18 protein-coding genes are annotated in these 18,997 nt (G+C 39.6%); 11 read left to right on the forward strand and 7 right to left on the reverse strand.

What is annotated here, in order from left to right; translation table 11 throughout:
- Positions 1–5 precede the first annotated feature (5 nt).
- A complete protein-coding gene (locus BLQ18_RS05165) occupies positions 6–1,196 on the forward strand; it encodes a succinylglutamate desuccinylase/aspartoacylase family protein (protein WP_090293322.1) in 1,191 nt (396 codons plus the stop codon).
- A 52-nt stretch (positions 1,197–1,248) separates the two neighbouring features.
- Here the strand turns inward: BLQ18_RS05165 and BLQ18_RS05170 are convergent, their stop codons facing one another.
- The 3 genes from BLQ18_RS05170 to BLQ18_RS05180 form a co-directional block, all read right to left on the reverse strand.
- Positions 1,249–1,989 carry an energy transducer TonB gene (locus tag BLQ18_RS05170; protein WP_090293323.1) on the reverse strand — a complete coding sequence of 247 codons (741 nt, stop codon included), beginning with the start codon at positions 1,987–1,989 and terminating at the stop codon, positions 1,249–1,251.
- Positions 1,990–2,099: 110 nt separating this feature from the next.
- Positions 2,100–2,816: a DUF2490 domain-containing protein gene (locus BLQ18_RS05175; protein WP_090293324.1), complete on the reverse strand. Its 717-nt coding sequence runs from the start codon at positions 2,814–2,816 to the stop codon at positions 2,100–2,102.
- Positions 2,817–2,911: 95 nt separating this feature from the next.
- Entirely contained in the window at positions 2,912–3,874 is a 963-nt protein-coding gene (locus tag BLQ18_RS05180; RefSeq protein ID WP_090293325.1) for an ROK family protein, read from the reverse strand.
- Positions 3,875–4,069: 195 nt separating this feature from the next.
- Here BLQ18_RS05180 and BLQ18_RS05185 point away from each other — a divergent pair, with 195 nt between their 5' ends.
- The 6 genes from BLQ18_RS05185 (at position 4,070) to BLQ18_RS05210 (ending at position 10,760) form a co-directional block, all read left to right on the forward strand.
- Positions 4,070–4,861 (forward strand): universal stress protein, encoded by a 792-nt coding sequence (locus BLQ18_RS05185; protein ID WP_090293326.1) that lies wholly within the window; start codon positions 4,070–4,072, stop codon positions 4,859–4,861.
- Positions 4,862–4,878: 17 nt separating this feature from the next.
- Positions 4,879–6,714, forward strand: coding sequence for an SLC13 family permease (locus tag BLQ18_RS05190; protein WP_090293327.1), 1,836 nt, complete (start codon positions 4,879–4,881; stop codon positions 6,712–6,714).
- A 40-nt stretch (positions 6,715–6,754) separates the two neighbouring features.
- Positions 6,755–8,371: a phosphoenolpyruvate carboxykinase (ATP) gene (pckA, locus tag BLQ18_RS05195; RefSeq protein ID WP_090293677.1), complete on the forward strand. Its 1,617-nt coding sequence runs from the start codon at positions 6,755–6,757 to the stop codon at positions 8,369–8,371.
- Positions 8,372–8,382: 11 nt separating this feature from the next.
- On the forward strand, positions 8,383–9,705 hold the full coding sequence (locus BLQ18_RS05200; protein ID WP_090293328.1) for an ATP-dependent 6-phosphofructokinase: 1,323 nt from the start codon (positions 8,383–8,385) through the stop codon (positions 9,703–9,705).
- 81 nt (positions 9,706–9,786) lie between these two features.
- Complete coding sequence (locus BLQ18_RS05205) at positions 9,787–10,086, forward strand: HPF/RaiA family ribosome-associated protein (RefSeq protein WP_090293329.1); 300 nt, start codon at positions 9,787–9,789, stop codon at positions 10,084–10,086.
- 47 nt (positions 10,087–10,133) lie between these two features.
- A complete protein-coding gene (locus BLQ18_RS05210; protein ID WP_090293330.1) occupies positions 10,134–10,760 on the forward strand; it encodes a hypothetical protein in 627 nt (208 codons plus the stop codon).
- Here the strand turns inward: BLQ18_RS05210 and BLQ18_RS16970 are convergent.
- The 3 genes from BLQ18_RS16970 to BLQ18_RS05220 all read right to left on the reverse strand — a co-directional run bounded on the left by BLQ18_RS16970 (position 10,757) and on the right by BLQ18_RS05220 (position 13,672).
- A complete protein-coding gene (locus BLQ18_RS16970; RefSeq protein WP_175443718.1) occupies positions 10,757–10,903 on the reverse strand; it encodes a hypothetical protein in 147 nt (48 codons plus the stop codon). The two genes, BLQ18_RS05210 and BLQ18_RS16970, sit on opposite strands and share 4 nt — an antisense overlap.
- Before the next feature lie 103 nt (positions 10,904–11,006).
- Positions 11,007–12,398 carry a sugar porter family MFS transporter gene (locus BLQ18_RS05215; protein ID WP_090293331.1) on the reverse strand — a complete coding sequence of 464 codons (1,392 nt, stop codon included), beginning with the start codon at positions 12,396–12,398 and terminating at the stop codon, positions 11,007–11,009.
- A 32-nt stretch (positions 12,399–12,430) separates the two neighbouring features.
- Positions 12,431–13,672 carry a 3-deoxy-D-manno-octulosonic acid transferase gene (locus tag BLQ18_RS05220; RefSeq protein ID WP_090293332.1) on the reverse strand — a complete coding sequence of 414 codons (1,242 nt, stop codon included), beginning with the start codon at positions 13,670–13,672 and terminating at the stop codon, positions 12,431–12,433.
- 83 nt (positions 13,673–13,755) lie between these two features.
- Here BLQ18_RS05220 and BLQ18_RS05225 point away from each other — a divergent pair, with 83 nt between their 5' ends.
- From BLQ18_RS05225 to BLQ18_RS05240, 4 genes are all read left to right on the forward strand, one after another.
- Complete coding sequence (locus BLQ18_RS05225) at positions 13,756–14,910, forward strand: DegT/DnrJ/EryC1/StrS family aminotransferase (protein WP_090293333.1); 1,155 nt, start codon at positions 13,756–13,758, stop codon at positions 14,908–14,910.
- 1 nt (position 14,911) lies between these two features.
- Entirely contained in the window at positions 14,912–15,928 is a 1,017-nt protein-coding gene (gene galE, locus BLQ18_RS05230) for a UDP-glucose 4-epimerase GalE (RefSeq protein ID WP_090293334.1), read from the forward strand.
- Positions 15,929–16,052: 124 nt separating this feature from the next.
- Positions 16,053–17,330, forward strand: a complete 1,278-nt coding sequence (locus BLQ18_RS05235) for a metal-dependent hydrolase family protein (protein WP_090293335.1) — start codon at positions 16,053–16,055, stop codon at positions 17,328–17,330.
- A gap of 32 nt (positions 17,331–17,362) precedes the next feature.
- Positions 17,363–17,719, forward strand: a complete 357-nt coding sequence (locus BLQ18_RS05240; protein WP_090293336.1) for a hypothetical protein — start codon at positions 17,363–17,365, stop codon at positions 17,717–17,719.
- Between the two features lie 7 nt (positions 17,720–17,726).
- Here BLQ18_RS05240 and BLQ18_RS05245 read toward each other — a convergent pair whose 3' ends face one another.
- Positions 17,727–18,827 carry an acyltransferase family protein gene (locus BLQ18_RS05245; protein WP_090293337.1) on the reverse strand — a complete coding sequence of 367 codons (1,101 nt, stop codon included), beginning with the start codon at positions 18,825–18,827 and terminating at the stop codon, positions 17,727–17,729.
- Positions 18,828–18,997 lie beyond the last annotated feature (170 nt).

Raw genomic sequence — 18,997 nt, forward strand, 5'->3', positions numbered from 1 at the left:
TATCGATGATGCAACAAGTAGCGAAGGCAGAAGGAATGAAGGTTAGGAGGGTCATTGATCATATTCAAGGTGAAAAAAATGGGCCCACCGTGGTATTCTTTGGTGGCATTCATGGGAACGAACCAGCGGGCGTTTTGGCATCTGAGCAAGTTTTTGAAGAAATAAGGGAAAAGAAAATACCCGTTTTTGGAAACATTTATGCCTTGTCGGGTAACCTTGGTGCCCTCGAGCATAAAATGCGGTTCCAGCAAGAGGACTTTAATCGCATTTGGTTTCCTGATAGAATTCAAAGGATATTAGCAGAAGAGGTATTGGCGCACCCCGAAGAGCAGCAGCTCAAAGAGCTGTTTCAAATCATCGAAGAGATTCTGGAAAATGGCGAACCTCCCTTTTATTTTTTAGATCTGCATACTACATCTAGCGACACTACCCCTTTTATGGTGCTGAATGATAGTCTTTTGAATCGTAATTACGCCTCCAATTACCCATTGCCCATTATTTTGGGGATTGAAGAATATTTGCATGGAGCCCTTTTGAGCTATATCAATGAATTGGGCTATGTATCCTTGGGTTTTGAAAGCGGGCAACACGAAGATGTAAAAGCAGTGGAAACCAACATCGATTTTATTTGGTATTCTTTGATGCTTACACATTCCATTCCAGCAGATGAAAAAGCAAAAAAACTACACTATGAATCCATATTTAAAGCTAGTTCAACTTCGCATCGGTTCTATGAAATTTACCATCAGCATTTAATTGCTCCTGGGCATAATTTTGAGATGAAACCAGGCTTTATCAATTTTCAACTAGTTCCTAAAGGAACGGAATTGGCATTGGAGAACAACACTATTTTGAAGACCAAGCACCAACGTCAGATTTTTATGCCCTTGTATCAAAAACAAGGAAACGAAGGATTTTATTTTGTACGACCCGTTCCGAGATTTTTGTTATGGTTGTCCAAACAACTTCGTCAATTTAAAGTCGATTATTTGCTGGCAATTTTACCAGGTGTTAAATGGGATTCCAAAGTTAAGGACACCTTAGTGGTAGATTTAAGGATTACCCGATTTTTTGCCAAAAAACTTTTCCACTTGCTGGGGTATAGGGCAAGACAAGTTGATAAGACCCACTTACGCATTAAAAGCAGGGAAAGAGCCTCCAGAACAAATGACTATGTGGAAACCTCTTGGTTTTAACCATAAAAAAAGCCCAAGCTTTCACTTGGGCCCTAATACATCTTATCTAAAATCAATCATCTTTATCGTTATCCATTATAAAGTTAATGGGGATGCTGTATTTTACACTTACAGTTTTACCTCTTTGTTCCCCTGGTTTTACTTTAGGTAAGGAAGCGATAATACGTTCAGCTTCAGTTTCCAAAAGTTTGTCGGGGCCTCTTTTTTGAATTCCCGTTACTCGACCTTGGTTATCGATCACAAATTGAACATAAACCCGCCCAGTAATGTGCATTTCCAATGCGGTTGGAGGATACTTAAAGTTGTTTTTAATATGCTCTTGCACTTTTTGGTTAAAGCATGCTTTTCGATCTGCTTGACTTGTCAAGTCTTCACAACCTGGGAAAACAGGAACATTTTCGATAACTGCAAAAGGAACAACTATATTTTCCTCTACTTCTTCCACGACCACATCGTCTATAGAAACAACAGCATCTTCAATATAGGTTTCTTGGCTGCTCTCTGTACTTTGGATTACGGTTTCTTCCACTTCAACCACATCTTCCACAATTTCAATTACCTCTGGGGCAGATGGTGGAGGAGGAGGTGGAGGGGTTTTTATCATTTCAGTGATGGGAACTTCTTCCTTAAGATCATCGGTCAATTGAACAACTTCTGAAACTTTGGTCTCCTTCTCATAGAACTTTACTTCCAAGGATTGCCATGTTACAAACAATACGGAAGTAAGGCCTATCATGAAATAAAGACTGCTATTGCGTCCTATTTCGGCGTTTGGGTTCTTTTTAGGTTTCATGACTTCTTGTATTTATATATGATAAAGGTAGAAGACCATGGTTTTAAAAAATATGATAAAAATCAGGTTTAAAAGTTGGCTTAAATTACCAAATTGATAAAATACAACCCTTAATTTGATTGAAGTGCTAAATCCTGGTTTTTGGTAAGATCGATGGTAAAACTCAATCCAAACAAAATCATGTGCTCCTGTCTATTGGAGAATTTTCGATTAAAATAGCCTGTTTCAACTTTTAAATGGTTATTGATTTTTTGGCCTATTCCAACAAACAATCGGTTTTGGTTAAAGACATCTCCTTTTAGATTGAGGAATAGCTCGTTGTAGGTTTTAAAATATAAACTTTCTGAAATGGGAGTTACATATTGCAGTCGGTAACGGAATCTGTTGTTCTCCTTAGGATCTTCATCTGTGATCAACCTGCGATTTTCCATTCGAAATCGTTGAAGGATGAGGTCCTTTTTAAAATTGGATTTTAAGGTGTAGGAACCATACAGCCAAAATTGGGTTGAATTTTTCGAATCATAAAGGTCGGAATAGGAGGTCGAGTTTAAAAATGCAACGCCACCCTCAACGGAACTGGCCGAACTTATTTTATAAGAAACTCCAGAACTCACAAATCCGAAGGCATATTTATCCATTAAATCGTGGTACCTCAAGATGCCAACAGTAGGAATACTCCAAGCTTCATGGATTTTGGTAGTGCCACAAAACATCCACCAAGAGCCATATTCGTTTTCTGCTGAATTTTGGGCATGAAGGGGAGTGAGGGAGGAAATTGAGAAAATTAGGCAACAAAGTAATCTAGGGCCATACTTTGCAAACTCCATAATCTACTATTTTGGGATTGCTGGAGTACAAAGTTTTCTTATAAATAAGGCCTTATTGTATGATGTTTATCATGAACTGAAAAAAAGTGTTGTTTTTACGCTTTTTTCTGCTGTTCCCAGATCAAGGCTGCAGCTCCACAAATGGCCGCATCTTTACCGTGCATCCCAGAATGGATTATCTTCACTTTTCCTTTATAAACGTCAAGTAAGAATCCATTAAAATATTTTTCCAATGGATCCATGATCCATTTTCCACTATTGGTAAGTCCCCCCATAAGAATAAAAGCTTCGGGTTGGGTAAATGCGGTAAAATTCGCCAGGGCCAGGGCCATTATTCGTGCTGTGTAATCAAATGCTTTTAAGGCTATTTCATCACCTTCCTCTGCGGCTTGAGTAATGTCTTCTCCATGAAGGTCGTTGTAGGCGATATCCCTGAATCTACTTTCCACCAAATATTTGCTTTGCATAAACATAATGGTACGCTTTAATCCTGTGGCCGAAACATAGGCTTCAAGTCCACCTCGAACTCCCAAACCAGTTAGTCGTCCATCACCAATGGTCATGTCCACGTGTCCCAATTCACCTGCAAAACCATCATAACCATCAATCAATCTGCCGTTGGCAACAATGCCAGCACCAAATCCAGTTCCGAGGGTAATCACGATAAAATCGGTCATGTTTTTGGCCTCACCGAACAACATTTCACCCAAAGCGGCCGCACTGGCATCGTTCATAATACGAATGGGCATTGGCATCCGCTCTTTTAGTTTTTCCACCAGAGGAACGCTGCCTTTCCAAACCAAATTACTGGCTCTTTCAATAGTGCCATTTTTACTGGATGCATTTGGAGCACCGATACCACATCCAATTATATTGACCTCTTTACCCAATTGTTCAATAAGTTCATCGGCCGTGGATTTGATTTTGTCTAGATATTCATTCAGATTCGGGTATTCCCGTGTTCTAAAAAATGTTTTTTCATGGCAATGTCCTGTTTCATCAACTAAACCTATTTTGGTTTTGGTGCCACCTATATCTACTCCAATTACTAAATCCATATAAAATCTACTGTTATTTTAGGGTTTTTAAATATAACCATAATGGTTTCAAAAAAATAACTTAGGATACTTTTCTAAAGCTTGAATTTTTGTTAATATCAAGGTAAAGTTATAAACCTGACTTCCGTCATGTTTTAGATGGTAGGGCGGTTCTAATTTTGAAAGTGAAAAAGCAAACAATTAAAAGTTTTAGGTATGAGCAGTTTAAATAAATTATTAATCCCCTTTGATTTTTCTGAAGCTTCGGTCAACGCACTGGAGTATGTGGTCAATTTTGTCGGAACTGAAAGTTCCACAGAAATTTTGGCCCTTTATGTTAGCACAATGCCCTTGAGCGAATCCGATGAAGAGGGTTTGAAAAAAGATTTTTCCAAAACCGTCGAAGCTTTTGGAGTACGATTGAAAGTAGTACCTGTATTGACTACTAAAGTAGGTAAGGTAATACCAACCATTTTGGCTACCCAAGCAGAAACAAAAGCAGACATGATCATGATGGGCACCATGGGTGACAAAATCACTGATGAAGCCATTACAAATACCTCAAAATTAGTCGTTGAAGCCAATTGCCCTGTAATTTCAATTCCTTATGGAACCGAGGTTAAGACTCCTGAGCGAATTGCTTTGGTTTTGGGTGGTGAGAAAATTGAGGATAAACATACACTCGAAATGCTTTTGGTGTTGAGCAGAACCTTTAATGCAAAGGTGCACGTGCTTACCATTTATAAAGAATCCATTTACGATGAAAATGCGATTAAAGAATCCAACGAGAATTTGTTGGAGTATTACTTGGAGCATTTTTATGTAGATCATGTTTTCAAAAAAAGCGACGATGTAGAGGAAGGAATTTTAACCTACATCAAAGAAAAGGAAATCGACCTTTTAACCATATTGCCAAGAAACCATGCAGAAATGAGTACCCCATCCGAGGGCAGATTGACCATGCTGTTGACCCTGCACTCCGAGGTTCCTGTTTTGGCCTTGGATTAATACCATAATCACACAGAATGATTGCACTCCTGATTATTTTAGGAATCACTATTGTATTGTTTGTATGGGGAAAATTCCCGCCCGATGTGGTAGCCCTGATGGCCATGCTGGCACTTTTTCTAACTGGAGTGTTGAACCTAACCGAAACCCTATCAGGTTTTAGTAATCCAACGGTGATTATGATTGCGGCCTTGTTCATTATTGGAGAAGGGCTTTCAAGAACAGGTTGGACGGCCATGGCGGGACAAATGTTCGTGAAATGGGCCCACAAAAGTGTTGCAAGGCTCATGGTGATTGTTTCGTCAGGATCAAGTTTGCTGTCTGGATTTGTGAGCAATACGGGAACAGTGGCAGCTATGCTACCTGTAGTAGTTACAGCAGCTTGGAGTGCAGGTACATTCCCTTCCAAATTGCTGATTCCCGTTGCATTCGGATCCAATACGGGCGGATTATTGACCCTGACAGGTACACCTCCAAACATTATTGTGAGCAATGCATTGGTTGAAAATGGCATTGAAGGATTTTCGTTCTTTGAATTTGGACTGATTGGATTACCATTATTGATTATTTCAATTCTCTATTTTAGGTATGTGGGGTATAAATTGTTGCCAAGTCATAGAACCGATAATAAGCCCATTGCAATAGACCAAGAATTACATAAATGGGTGGAGAATTACAGTATTGGAGATAATATGTATCGCCTTCGTATCCGATCTATGTCGCAATTGATCAATACTAAAATTGGAGATTGGAATTTTGAGGAAAACCATAAGGTTTCCGTTATGAGGTTAAAACGTAGACATCCAAATAAATTAAAAAGAGTGCCCCAATTTGTGGAAATGCCAGGGTTGGATACCGAAATGCGCTATCACGATATCATCACTGTGAAAGGGGAACCAGAAGATGTAGATAAATTGGTGTTGAAATTTCATTTAGGGTTTATCACGTGGAAACCTGAGAATGATAACCTCAAAAAAGAACTGATCAACCAAGAGGTAGGTATGGCCGAAATGTTGATAACCCCAAACTCTGTCTTTGTGGGAAAAACCATTCCACTTGGGCACCACCTACAACAAGCAGGGGTACAATTATTGGCAGTTAGCCGCGACAATGTTCCGCTAACAGGAAAAATAAGAATCAAGGCAGGGGATGCCTTTGTGATTCGAGGACGATGGGAAAACATCATTGCCCTAAAATCCGTGTATGAGAATTTGGTAATTTCAGGTAGTCCCGAAGCTTTAGCTAAAAATGTGGACGAACTTACCCCAAGAAGCTATATCGCTTTAGGTACGCTGATATTAATGATTCTATTGTTGGTATTTAAAGTGATGCCAGGTGCGATTGCCGCTTTGGTTTGTGCAGGAATTATGATGTTAACAGGGTGCGTACCCATTAGCAAAGCCTATAAAGGAATCAGTTGGACGAGTGTGGTGATGATTGCAGCAATGATTCCGATGGGTGTGGCCTTGGATAAAACAGGGGTGGCCCAAATGGCCGCAACCAGTTTGGTGGATACATTGGGGTCTATTCACCCCGTGGCATTGCTGGCAGGAGTATTTTTGCTCACCGCAGCATTGAGTCAAACCATAAATAATTCAGCAACAGCTGTGTTAATGGCCCCAATTGCCATTATGGCTTCCATGACGCTGGGAGTATCACCCAAACCATTTATGATGGCGGTAGCTATTAGTGCATCTACTGCATTTTTAACCCCTGTGGGTACAACTACAAACGCCATGGTAATGTCGGCAGGGGGATATAAGTTTTTGGACTACCTAAAGGTAGGTGGCCCATTGTTACTATTGTTTTTTATCGCAACACTGATTTTGGTTCCATGGATTTGGAACTTCTAATATAAAAACTATTGATATGGACACTACAAACACAATCGATATGAACACAACCACAGACCTAAGTAAGTACGGATTAAAAGATGTAAATGCACACTGGAATTTATCTCCAGAAACGCTACAGGAAATTACATTGGAAAAAGGAATGGGCGTAGAGACCGAAAATGGTACGCTTTGCGTGAATACAGGTAAGTTTACAGGTAGATCGCCCAAAGACCGTTTTTTGGTGAAAGATGATTACACCAAGGATAAAATATGGTGGGGAAGAATCAATAAGCCAATTTCTCCAGAAAATTTTGATAAACTTTATGATGAAGTGGCAAACTATCTTTCTGGAAAAGAGATATATGTTAGGGATGCCGCTGTATGTGCCGATCCGCAATATCAAATGAATGTGCGCACTGTGACCGAATATCCATGGTCCAATTACTTCATCAAAAATATGTTCTTGAGACTTGATGAAAGCGAGTTGGAAAACTTTGAAGAAGAATGGTTGGTACTTTGTGCGCCAGGTTATGAAGCGCCGAATCCATCCGAATATGGAATTTTGAGCGGGAACTTTTCCATTTTGAACTTTACGAGAAAAGTTGCCTTGGTAGGAGGTTCTGCATATACAGGTGAAATGAAAAAAGGTATTTTCTCTGCCTTGAATCTCATATTGCCCACCGAAAAAGAAGTATTGCCAATGCACTGTTCAGCCAATGTTGGAGAAGATGGAGATACTGCTATTTTCTTTGGATTGTCAGGGACAGGAAAAACAACTCTTTCTGCAGATCCTAACCGTAAATTGATTGGTGACGATGAGCATGGTTGGACCAAGGAAAACAATATTTTCAACTTTGAAGGAGGATGTTACGCCAAGGTAATAGACCTAACTGAAGAAAAGGAACCAGACATTTATCGCGCTATTCGACCAGGAGCTTTGTTGGAAAACATAGTTTTTAAAGAAGGAACCAAGGAGGTGGATTATTTTGATAGCTCCATTACCCAAAATACAAGGGTGAGCTACCCTATCGATCATATCGATAATATTCAAGTTCCATCCTACGCATCCAACCCAAAGAATATCTTTTTCTTAACTTGTGATGCCTTTGGTGTTTTGCCTCCAGTATCTAAATTAACACCTGGTCAAGCAGCGTATCACTTTATTTCGGGATATACCGCGAAAGTAGCGGGAACCGAAGCTGGAATTACGGAACCTGTTCCATCGTTCTCGGCTTGTTTTGGTGAACCATTTATGCCATTGCACCCAGCTAAATATGCCGAAATGCTAAGCGCAAAAATGACAGAGGCAGGAGTAAACGTTTGGTTGATCAACACAGGTTGGAGTGGAGGCCCTTATGGTGTGGGATCCAGAATAAAATTGAAATACACACGAGCCATGATTTCTGCCATTTTGGATGGTAAATTGGATGATGTGGATTTTGAAACCCACCCAATATTTGGTCTACATATGCCAAAATATTGTCCTGGAGTACCAACTGAAATATTGGACCCAATGAACACCTGGTTACAAAAAGGAGCATATGTGAGCAAGGCCATTCAATTGGCACATTCGTTCCATATTAACTTTGATAAGTTTGCCAGTGAAGCATCGGATGAGATTATGGAAGGAGGACCGCTAATTGACTCGCACCATAGCTTAACAGAACATTTATAAGATTGAATTAAGTGAGCAATAAGAACAAATTTGATATAGAACATTTGGGTGCGCCCAAATATAAATCACCCATGGAACTAGGGAAGGAGCCAGGAGACCAATTGTTCGATTTTATCAACGAATCGAATCGATTGGTTTTCGACCTTTCCGTAGATCATTTTCATCATTGTCTATCAACGGGGGTTCAACCCGATTGTATGGAAATGGCTGGACCACGGGAAGACCTTTTTTTTGATGCCAAGAACGTAACCGCAGCCATAGTTACCTGTGGCGGACTTTGTCCAGGAATCAACAATGTGATTCGTGGTGTGGTTATGGCGCTTCATTATTTTTATGGAGTTAAACGGATAATTGGGGTACCCTACGGTTACGAAGGGCTCAATCCCGAAAAGGGCCATGAATTGGTTGAGTTGACACCCGAAAAGGTAAACAACATACATCAATTCGGAGGGACATTTTTGGGATCTTCAAGAGGAGGGCAAGATGTTGAGATTATGGTGGATACCCTTGAAGCCAATAATGTGGATATGTTGTTTGCCATTGGTGGAGATGGAACCTTAAAAGGCGTAAATGCCATTGGTGAAGAAATAGGAAGGCGTAATGCCAAGATCAGTGTGGTTGGAATTCCAAAGACCATTGACAATGATATAGATCTGATTGATGAATCTTTCGGCTTTGAAACCGCTTTTGATGTAGCTAGCCCAATTTTAAGAGATGCGCACAATGAGGCAACTGGAGCTTATAACGGAATTTCCATTATTAAATTAATGGGAAGGGATAGTGGCTTTATTGCCGCATCTGCCGCTTTGGCGATGCCTGTGGTCAATTTTGTTTTGATTCCTGAAATGCATTTTTCATTGGACGGTGAACGTGGCTTTTTAAAGGCATTGGAACACCGCCTTGAACAGAAAAAGCATGCCGTAATTGTGGTGGCCGAAGGTGCAGGACAGCATTTATTTCAAGAACGGGAAGAAGTGAAAGATGCATCGGGCAATGTGCAGCATCAAGATATTGGGGTTTTCCTAAAGGAACAGATTTCAGCTTATTTTAAATCCAAGGAAACACCAGTGACCATAAAGTACATCGATCCAAGTTATATTGTGAGGTGTGCGCCTGCCAATTCGAGCGATAGTGTGTATTGTAGCCGATTGGCTTATCACGCAGTACATGGAGCAATGGCAGGGAAAACTAAGTTTGTAGCTAGTAGAGTGAACAACAAATATGTGTACATTCCAATTTCTGAAGTCACCAAAAAAAGAAAAAAGATAGACTTGGAAGACGAACTATGGTTCTCAGTGCTGCAAAGTACAGGTCAACCCTTTTTCTTGAGCTAGGAATCAGTCTTAAAACTGACAATTGTCATCAAATTTAAGGGGTGTAGGTTGTAGATTTGATATAGAATCAAAACAATAATTATGGAAGTACATGTTCAATACCAGAAAATGATGACCAGTGAGGCAATGACCGATTTGTTGATGAAAAAACTGGAAAGTTTGGAAAACAAGTACAGCTGGTTAATCAAAGCCAATGTGTTATTTAAAACTGAAAACGATAAATCTGGACAAGGCAAGATTTGCGAAATTGAACTGAGTGCTCCAGGACCGAGAATTTTTGCCAAATCCAATTCTGATGATTTTGAGAAATCCATGTCTAATACCGTGGAAGATTTGAGAAAGCAGCTTGAAAAAAGACAGGCTACTTTTTCTACCCATTGAAATAAATAGATGATTTTTGCTGCGCATGAATCGATAAACCCATTCTGATGAAAACAAAACTGGTAGCCATAGTGTTATTGCTCCTCATGGGGTGTTCCTCTACAAGGCTCGTGAGTACCTGGAAAAATCCAGATATCGTACTCTTTGACGCATACCAAGTTCTTGTAGTGGGTATGACTCCTGATGATGGCGCACGCGTGGAATTTGAAACCCGTTTTGTTGAAGAGTTAAAAAAAGAGGGTGTGGATGCCATGCGCAGCATTGATTTATTCGATGTGGAGTTTACTGCTTCTGAAAAAACCGAAAAGGAATTGGAAGAAGTGGAACAACAATTATTGGACAAAGGGTTTGATGCCATTTTGTTCACCAAATTGGTGAAAACTGAAAACCGAAGAACCTTTCAAGAGCATATGAACGACATTGACCATATGTTTGTTCGATTCAATGCAGATTATTTGGAACACCAAGATATTTTCTACAATCCAGAACACTACGATAGTTTTAATATTTACCACGTAGAAACTTCACTTTACTGTATTTGTATCGGTAAAGATGTAGAATTGATTTGGAGAGGCGATGTAGATGTAACCGATCCCACCAATATGGAAAAAACAGTGGAGAACTACATCAAGAAAATCACAAAGTCAATGGGAGAGCAAGAAGTGATTTTTTAATTAAATCCAATGGCTTCCAATACGCCCAGAAAATCCAATAAAATACAAACTGGGATTGCAATCAAGATTACAATCAATACAAAAACCATTACTCGAAGGAAACCAACCATAAGCTTGTTTCCAATGCTAATTTCATGTGCCATAATAGTGTAATTTCCTTCAATTTAAGGAATTATATCAGCTTTTGGTATAGTCGATGTCAATATTCGACTAAAGGCTGGCTTTATGGCATATCCTGTTAAACAATCAATTGGACTTGTCCTTTTTGGAGCTGAGCAACCTTCCAAGTTCTTCCAGAGTGATGCCTTTTGTTTCGGGCATCATGAACATGACCCATAACAATTGCAACACCATCATTACCGCAAAGAAGATAAAAATGGGCCATGGATTGTCTTTGAAAATCCCAATTTCAGCATCCAAAAACGTTGGGGTGATTAAAGTAATCAAAGCGGCAAACACCCAATGGGTTCCTGTACCCCAAGATTGTCCGTAGGAGCGCACTTTGTTGGGGAATATTTCGGAAATGAAAACCCAAATCACGGCGCCCTGTCCAACAGCGTGTGAGGCAATGAAAATCAAAATAAAGGTCAATAATAGCACCGAACTGGCTCCTGAATAAAAACACCAACCAACCATGGCCAAACTTATAATATAGCCGATGGAGCCGATGTACATGAGCTGTTTTCGTCCTAACTTGTCAATAAGCGCAATTCCCACAAAAGTAAATATGAGGTTGATGATTCCAATGGAAATGGAACTGAACAACGATTCGCCAGAAGCCAAACCAGCTCGTTCCAATATTTCGGGAGCGTAATAAAGCACAAAATTGATTCCTGATAATTGATTGAAAAATGCAATCAGAAAAGCCAAAACCAAAGACTTGTTGTATTTGCCTGAAAATAGACTTTCCTTATGTTTTTCAGCGGTATCAAAAAGAGCGGTTTTTATTTCTGTGAGATGCAAAGAAGCTTTTTCCGTAGCTATTCCCAAGGAGGTTATGGACTCTATTACAATGGTATCAGCCTTATTCTTAAGCAACAACCATCTTGGGCTATGCGGAATTTTGAATACTAATATGGTATAAATCAACGCTGGAAGCCCTTCAATGCCAAGCATCCATCGCCAAGCTATGCTTTCGTCAAAAATCACCCCAATCAAATAATTTGAGATAAAGGCAATCAAAATCCCAAATACAATATTGAATTGGTACATGGCCGTCAGCTTACCACGATTGGCTGCAGTGGAAATTTCAGAAATATAAACAGGAGCCGCTACAGAAGAGGCACCAACTCCAACTCCTCCAATAAACCTAAAAAAGGAAAAGCTATAAGCTTCGGGTGCCATGGCGGAGCCCACAGCAGAAAGAAAATACAGGATACCTATCCAGAACAAGGTCTTTTTTCGACCCAAACGATCGGTTGGTATTCCTCCGAAAAGGGAACCCAAAACAGTACCCCAAAGAGCCATGGACATGATAAAAATGCCGTGGAATGTAAAAATGGAATCACCTAAAAACCAATTGGTGCCCCATAATTCTTTAATAGGTTGATTAGCTCCCGAAATTACAACGGTGTCGAAGCCAAATAAAAATCCAGCTAAGGCAGCTGTAATCGAAATTCTGAAAATACGCTTGTCCATGAAGGATGAAATTTGTTAAAGCTAACCAAATTTTACAAAATCTCGGAGATGTGCTTCATGATCAAATCCGAAGCGCCTTTATTGGAATTGATGTAATCACTGTTGATCTCCCCAATTTTATGAGTGTGTTCAGGGTCCGTAATTAATTTTTCCGTCAAGGATTGAAACTCATCATAAGTTGAAATGGATAAAATACCACCCTGGTTTACCAAATCTTCAGCTTCTTTAAATTTTGAATATTGAGGTCCGATTATGATGGGAATTCCAAAAACGGCAGGTTCCATGGTGTTGTGTAATCCCGTAGCAAAACCACCACCAACGTAAGCTAGATTAGCATAGCTGTAAATTTTGGTGAGCAGGCCAATGGTGTCTATGATGAGCACATCGAATTCACCAAGATCTTTATGTTCCAAATCGGAATAGAGAACCGTCTTTTTTTGAAGTGCGGAGGTTATTTTCTCAATATGGGCAGATTTAATTTCGTGTGGAGCAATAACGAATTTCATTTCTGTTTTGGTGGAATTGATGAATTCGATTAGGATCTCTTCATCTTCGGACCAAGTGCTTCCAGCAACCAAACAATTAAGGTTTCCTTTAAAGGAGTCCATAAAATCCAGTTGATTGTCTCGATTCTGAATTTCGGAAACACGATCTAGTCTAGTGTCTCCTCCCACTGTTGCGTTTTTAAATCCAATGCTCGTCAATAGTTTTTTTGAAGTTTCATCCTGAACAAAGAAATGGGAAAAAGTGGATAAACTTTTACGCATAAATCCGCCATATCCTTTAAAAAATACTTGTCGCTCCGAAAATATCGCCGAAATCAATAAAGTGGGAATGTTGCGATGCTTCAATTGCTGCAAATAATTGGGCCAAATTTCATACTTTACAAAGATGGCCAAATCAGGGCAGACCAAATTCAAAAATCGTTTGGCCTTTGTATGGGTGTCCATCGGAAGATAAACCACCACATCGGCAGCGGTAGTATTTTTTTTAACCTCGTATCCTGAAGGCGAGAAAAAAGAAAGTATCAATTTATGATAGGGATATTGAATCCGTAAACGTTCCAAAATAGGAAGTCCTTGCTCAAATTCACCCAAAGAGGCCACATGCATCCAAATGGTTTTGGGTTTGCCGCTAAGTTTACTTTCCAAAAAGGCGAAAGTGTTTCTCCTACCCGAAACAAACAATTTTATCTTCGGTTGAAAAAGGGCAACCACTTTGAGTACTTGCCAAGAAAGGGCAATTAGGATGTTATACAGAAAACGCAAGGGCATCATTTTTCGCTAAAATACATTCTTTCGTTTAGAGGGCATTATGGCAGCTTAATTTCTTAATTTTGGACTATTAATTTATTCGGATGAAAAAAATACAGATGGTTGACCTTAAAGGTCAATACGAAGGCATAAAAAGTGAGGTAAATGATGCGATAACCGAGATTTTGGAATCCTCAGCTTTTATTAATGGTCCACAGGTTCATGCGTTTCAAAAGGAATTGGAAGATTATTTGGGCGTAAAACATGTGATTCCCTGTGCCAACGGAACCGACGCTTTGCAAATTTGTATGATGGGGTTAGGTCTTCAGCCAGGAGATGAGGTGATTACTGCCGATTTCACTTTTGCAGCCACTGTTGAGGTAATCGGACTTTTAAATCTCACCCCTGTTTTGGTAGATGTGGAACCTGATACCTTTAATATTGATGTAGCAGCCATTGAAAAAGCAATTACACCTAAAACAAAGGCCATTGTTCCTGTGCATTTGTTCGGGCAATGTGCCAATATGGATGCGATTATGGCCTTGGCAGAAAAGCATAACCTGTATGTGATTGAAGATAATGCCCAAGCGATTGGGGCGACCTATACTTCAAGTTCGGGTAAGAAACAAAAATCAGGAGCTATTGGGCATGTGGCATCCACTTCATTTTTTCCATCCAAGAATTTAGGTTGCTACGGGGATGGTGGTGCTATTTTCACCAATGATGATGAATTGGCGCATACAATCCGAGGTATCGTGAACCACGGAATGTACACTAGATACTATCATGATGTGGTTGGGGTAAATTCCCGTTTGGATTCCATTCAAGCTGCAGTTTTAAGGGCCAAATTGCCGAATTTGGACACCTACAACCAAAAAAGATGGGAGTCTGCCGCTAAATATTCCGAAGCATTGGAAGGGCAAGAACATATTGTTGTGCCTAAGATTTCATGTGCTTGTGGTTCAATCCAAAATACTTGCGATTGTCATGTGTTTCACCAATATACGCTTCGAATTCTCAATGGAAAAAGAGATGGCTTGGTACAACATTTGAACGATAACAACGTTCCATGTGGTGTCTATTATCCAGTTCCGTTGCACAAGCAAAAAGCCTACGTGGACGAAAGATACAATGAAGCTGATTTTCCAGTGACCAATCAATTGGTCAAGGAAGTGATTTCGCTACCTATGCACACAGAATTGGATGATGAACAAATCAATTACATTACCAAATTGGTAATTGACTTTGTAAATCAATAAAATGAAAATACTAGTAACTGGAGGTTTAGGATTTATTGGATCACACACTGTAGTAGAACTGCAAAGCGAAGGTTTTGAAGTGGTAGTAGTGGATAATTTATCCAACTCATCCAAAGATGTGCTTAAGGGAATTGAAGCAATAACAGGCAAGCAGCCCCTTTTTGAGGAGTTCGATTTGCGGGACAAGCCAAAGGTTCAAGAGTTTTTCAATTCGTATGATGATATAGCTGGTGTAATTCATTTTGCTGCATCCAAAGCAGTAGGAGAAAGCGTTGAAAAACCACTTTTATACTACGAAAACAATATTGGGGTATTAACTTATATCCTTCAAGAATTGGAAAAAAAGGGTGGGGCCAGCTTTATTTTTAGTTCTTCCTGTACCGTTTATGGTCAGGCGGATTCTTTACCTATTACCGAGGATGCTCCTGTAAAACCTGCCGAATCCCCATATGGGAATACAAAACAGGTTGGTGAAGAAATTATTAGGGATACCTGCAAGGTGAATTCGGATTTAAAAGCAATTGCATTGCGTTATTTTAATCCTATTGGTGCGCATCCTTCTGCTAAAATTGGGGAGCTTCCTTTAGGTGTACCTCAAAACTTGGTTCCATTTGTAACTCAAACAGCAATAGGTTTAAGAGAACAACTTTTGGTTTTCGGCAATGATTATCCAACTGAAGATGGTACAGGTATTCGGGATTATATTCACGTGGTGGACTTAGCAAAAGCCCACGTTAAAGCATTGCAAAGATTGTTGGAAGATAAAAATGATTCCAATTATGAAGTTTTCAATCTGGGAACAGGAAAAGGTAGTTCTGTTTTGGAGGTGATTCAAAGTTTTGAACGCGTTTCAGGTGAAAAGCTAAACTATAAAATAGTGGACCGCAGAGCTGGAGATGTGATTGCAGCCTATGCAGATACCCAAAAAGCAAACGAAGTTTTGGGATGGAAAGCAAAATCCACTTTGGATGAAGCGTTGAAATCTGCTTGGGATTGGGAAAAAACAGTTAGAGCGTAAGCAAAAAATAAAATATACCAAGAGCCCGTCCGAAGAAGGGTTTTTTTTTGTCGTTTACCCATTTAAATTAGGTGCGGTCCACAAGGAGTGTTTATTTTCGAAGAAAATAAATAACCCCCGACCAATGAAAAAATCAATTATTCTTTTCTCTTTACTTTTTAGTGCCACAATGTTTGCGCAAGAAACGTATTTGCAATGTGGTGAAATCTTGGATGTTCAAACAGGGAATGTCCTTACCGAAAAAACTATTATTATCTCTGGAAAAAACATTACATCCATTGTGGATGGATTTAAATCTGGAGGTAAAAAAGACAAAGTTGTCGATTTAAAAGACAAAACTGTTATGCCTGGATTTATCGATATGCACGTGCACATCGAATCACAATCCAGTCCAGGTACCTACATTCAAAAATTTACCTTGAACGAGGCTGATGTGGCATTTCAATCCACCATTTATGCTAAAGCGACATTAATGGCAGGTTTTACCACAGTTCGTGATTTGGGTGGAAGTGGCGTTAACATTTCTTTGCGTAATGCAATCAACAAAGGAACCATTATTGGCCCAAGAATTTTTACGGCTGGTAAAGCTATTGGAACAACTGGAGGACACGCTGACCCAACCAATGGTGTTAAAAAATCTTTGATGGGTGACCCAGGGCCTAATGAAGGAGTTGTAAATTCTGCTGAAGATGCTCGCAAAGCTGTGCGTCAACGCTACAAAGATGGAGCAGACGTGATTAAAATTACGGCTACAGGTGGTGTGTTGAGTGTGGCCAAAAGTGGCCAAAACCCACAATTTACTTTGGAAGAAATCAAAGGAATTACTGAAACAGCCAAAGACTACAACTTTTTGACGGCTGCCCATGCACACGGAGACGAAGGGATGCAAAGAGCCATTATTGGTGGGATCAAAACCATTGAGCATGGTACATTGATGAGCGAAGAAACCATGGAATTAATGAAGAAGCATGATACCTATTTGGTGCCTACCATTACAGCTGGAAAACAAGCAGCTGAAAATGGTGCAAAGCCTGGGTATTATCCAGAAGTGGTGGCCAAAAAAGCAATAGAAATAGGCCCACAGATCCAAGATATGTTTGCAAGAGCCTATAAAAAAGGTGTTCCAATTGCTTTTGGTACCGATGCGGGAGTTTATTCGCATGGAGAGAATGCAAGAGAGTTCGTGTATATGGTAGAAGCGGGAATGCCCGTTATGGAAGCCATTAAAGCGGCTACAGTAACCAACGCTACTTTGTTGGGCTTGAGTGAAAGTCTAGGACAATTAAAAAAGGGCTATTTGGCCGATATTATTGCTGTGGATACTAATCCAAGTAAGGATGTGGAAACTTTGAAAAATGTGGTTTTTGTAATGAAAGAGGGTCAGGTTTTTAAAGGAGAATAAACCTAAAATCCAATTCGAACGTAAATTAAGGTATGCTGTCCAACTTTAACAATAGCCTTGAATTATTGGAAACTGTCCAAAAGGAACAGTTGTACCAAAAATTATTGCAGCAATTGCAAAAGGATTTTGAGTTGGCTAATGTGTCTGTGGAAATCCCTTCAGATATCTCGCCCACCGAATTAAAAAGCTTACTTCACGAGAAAATTTATCTTCTCATTGTTGAAAAATTTCCTGAATATCTCAATCTTTTATATGTAGTGGATATTTCGGAACAAGCAGTAAAAAACATACCTCCTTCGGATGTCGTGGACATTTCGGCAGAGGTATGTTTCTTATTATTGAAAAGAGAGTGGCAAAAAGTATGGTACAAAGCCAAGTATAGCTCATAAGCTTGGCCTACACCTTTACATAAATTCCTTTTTTGTCCATAAAATAGCCTACAACCCAGCAGGTGAGCATCACCCAAAGGGCGAATAGCAAGGATCCCATATATCCTCCAGACCAAGATATAAATACGTTGTCTGCAATCCATCTGTACAAACTTTCTCCATTAACATCTATAGCAAATAGGGTAATAACAATGACTTCGGAAAGTAGATAGATAAACAAGGTGTTTTTGCCAAATACTTCAAAAAAGTAGCTCCAGCCTTTTGCTTTTTTCATATCTAAAAAGTAGATCAGGGTGGCAATGGCGAATAGGTCAATTCCGCAAGTTAGGAGTACAAAAGAACTGGTCCATAATTTCTTGTTGATCGGGAAAATTAAATCCCATGCCAATCCAGCAAAAACCAAAGCAAACCCGACCATCATCAATTTGGAAATGGTCTCGTAGTTCTGTCCACTTTTCTGAATAAATTTCCCTGCCAAATAACCAATGATCACATTTACAATGGCTGGAAGTGTACTCAATAATCCTTCAGGGTCAAAAGCTAAACCTTCACCATGGTACATATGGTTAGCGCCGATCAGCCATTCATCCAATTTGAGAACCGCATTTCCTGTGAGGGTCAGGTCGCCAAAAGCCATCAGAATAATTTGATAGGCAACCAAAAATCCAACACTTAGCCAAATGGCCGTTTTGGTCTTCACAAAGTGAAGAATGATGGAAGCGAACATATAACAAAGGGCAATTCGCTGTAGCACCCCAAAAACCCTTGTTTCTGAAAATGGTTTTAACTGTCCATCATCAAAAAATGGATACCAATACATTAAAAAGCCCAAAAGAAAAATAATCGCAGTTCGTTTCAATACTTTTTTGAAAACGGCTGCATTTCCCATCTCTTCATACTTTTTCATGCTAAAGCTCATGGAATTCCCCACGACGAACAAAAAAGTAGGGAAAACAAGGTCGGTCAATGTAAAACCGTTCCAATCGGCATGTAATAATGGAGAAAATGAGGTGGATCCGTTACCAGGGGAATTAACAACGATCATTAGAGCGACATCCAATCCCCGAAAAACATCTAGGGACAGATACCTGTTTTTTAGTTTGGACATTTGTGGTTTGGTTTTTAGGTGTATCCAATTTATGTTTTTTTAATGTATTCTATGGAATTCCGTTATAAATTTCATTTTTATTGGTTACTCGTTGGTTCTATAACATAGTTTCAAATTTTGGGTAATATTTACTTAAATCTCATTTGTATGAACGCTAAAACCCGTATTTT

This window comes from Flagellimonas zhangzhouensis, assembly GCF_900102925.1.
GTDB lineage: Bacteria > Bacteroidota > Bacteroidia > Flavobacteriales > Flavobacteriaceae > Flagellimonas > Flagellimonas zhangzhouensis.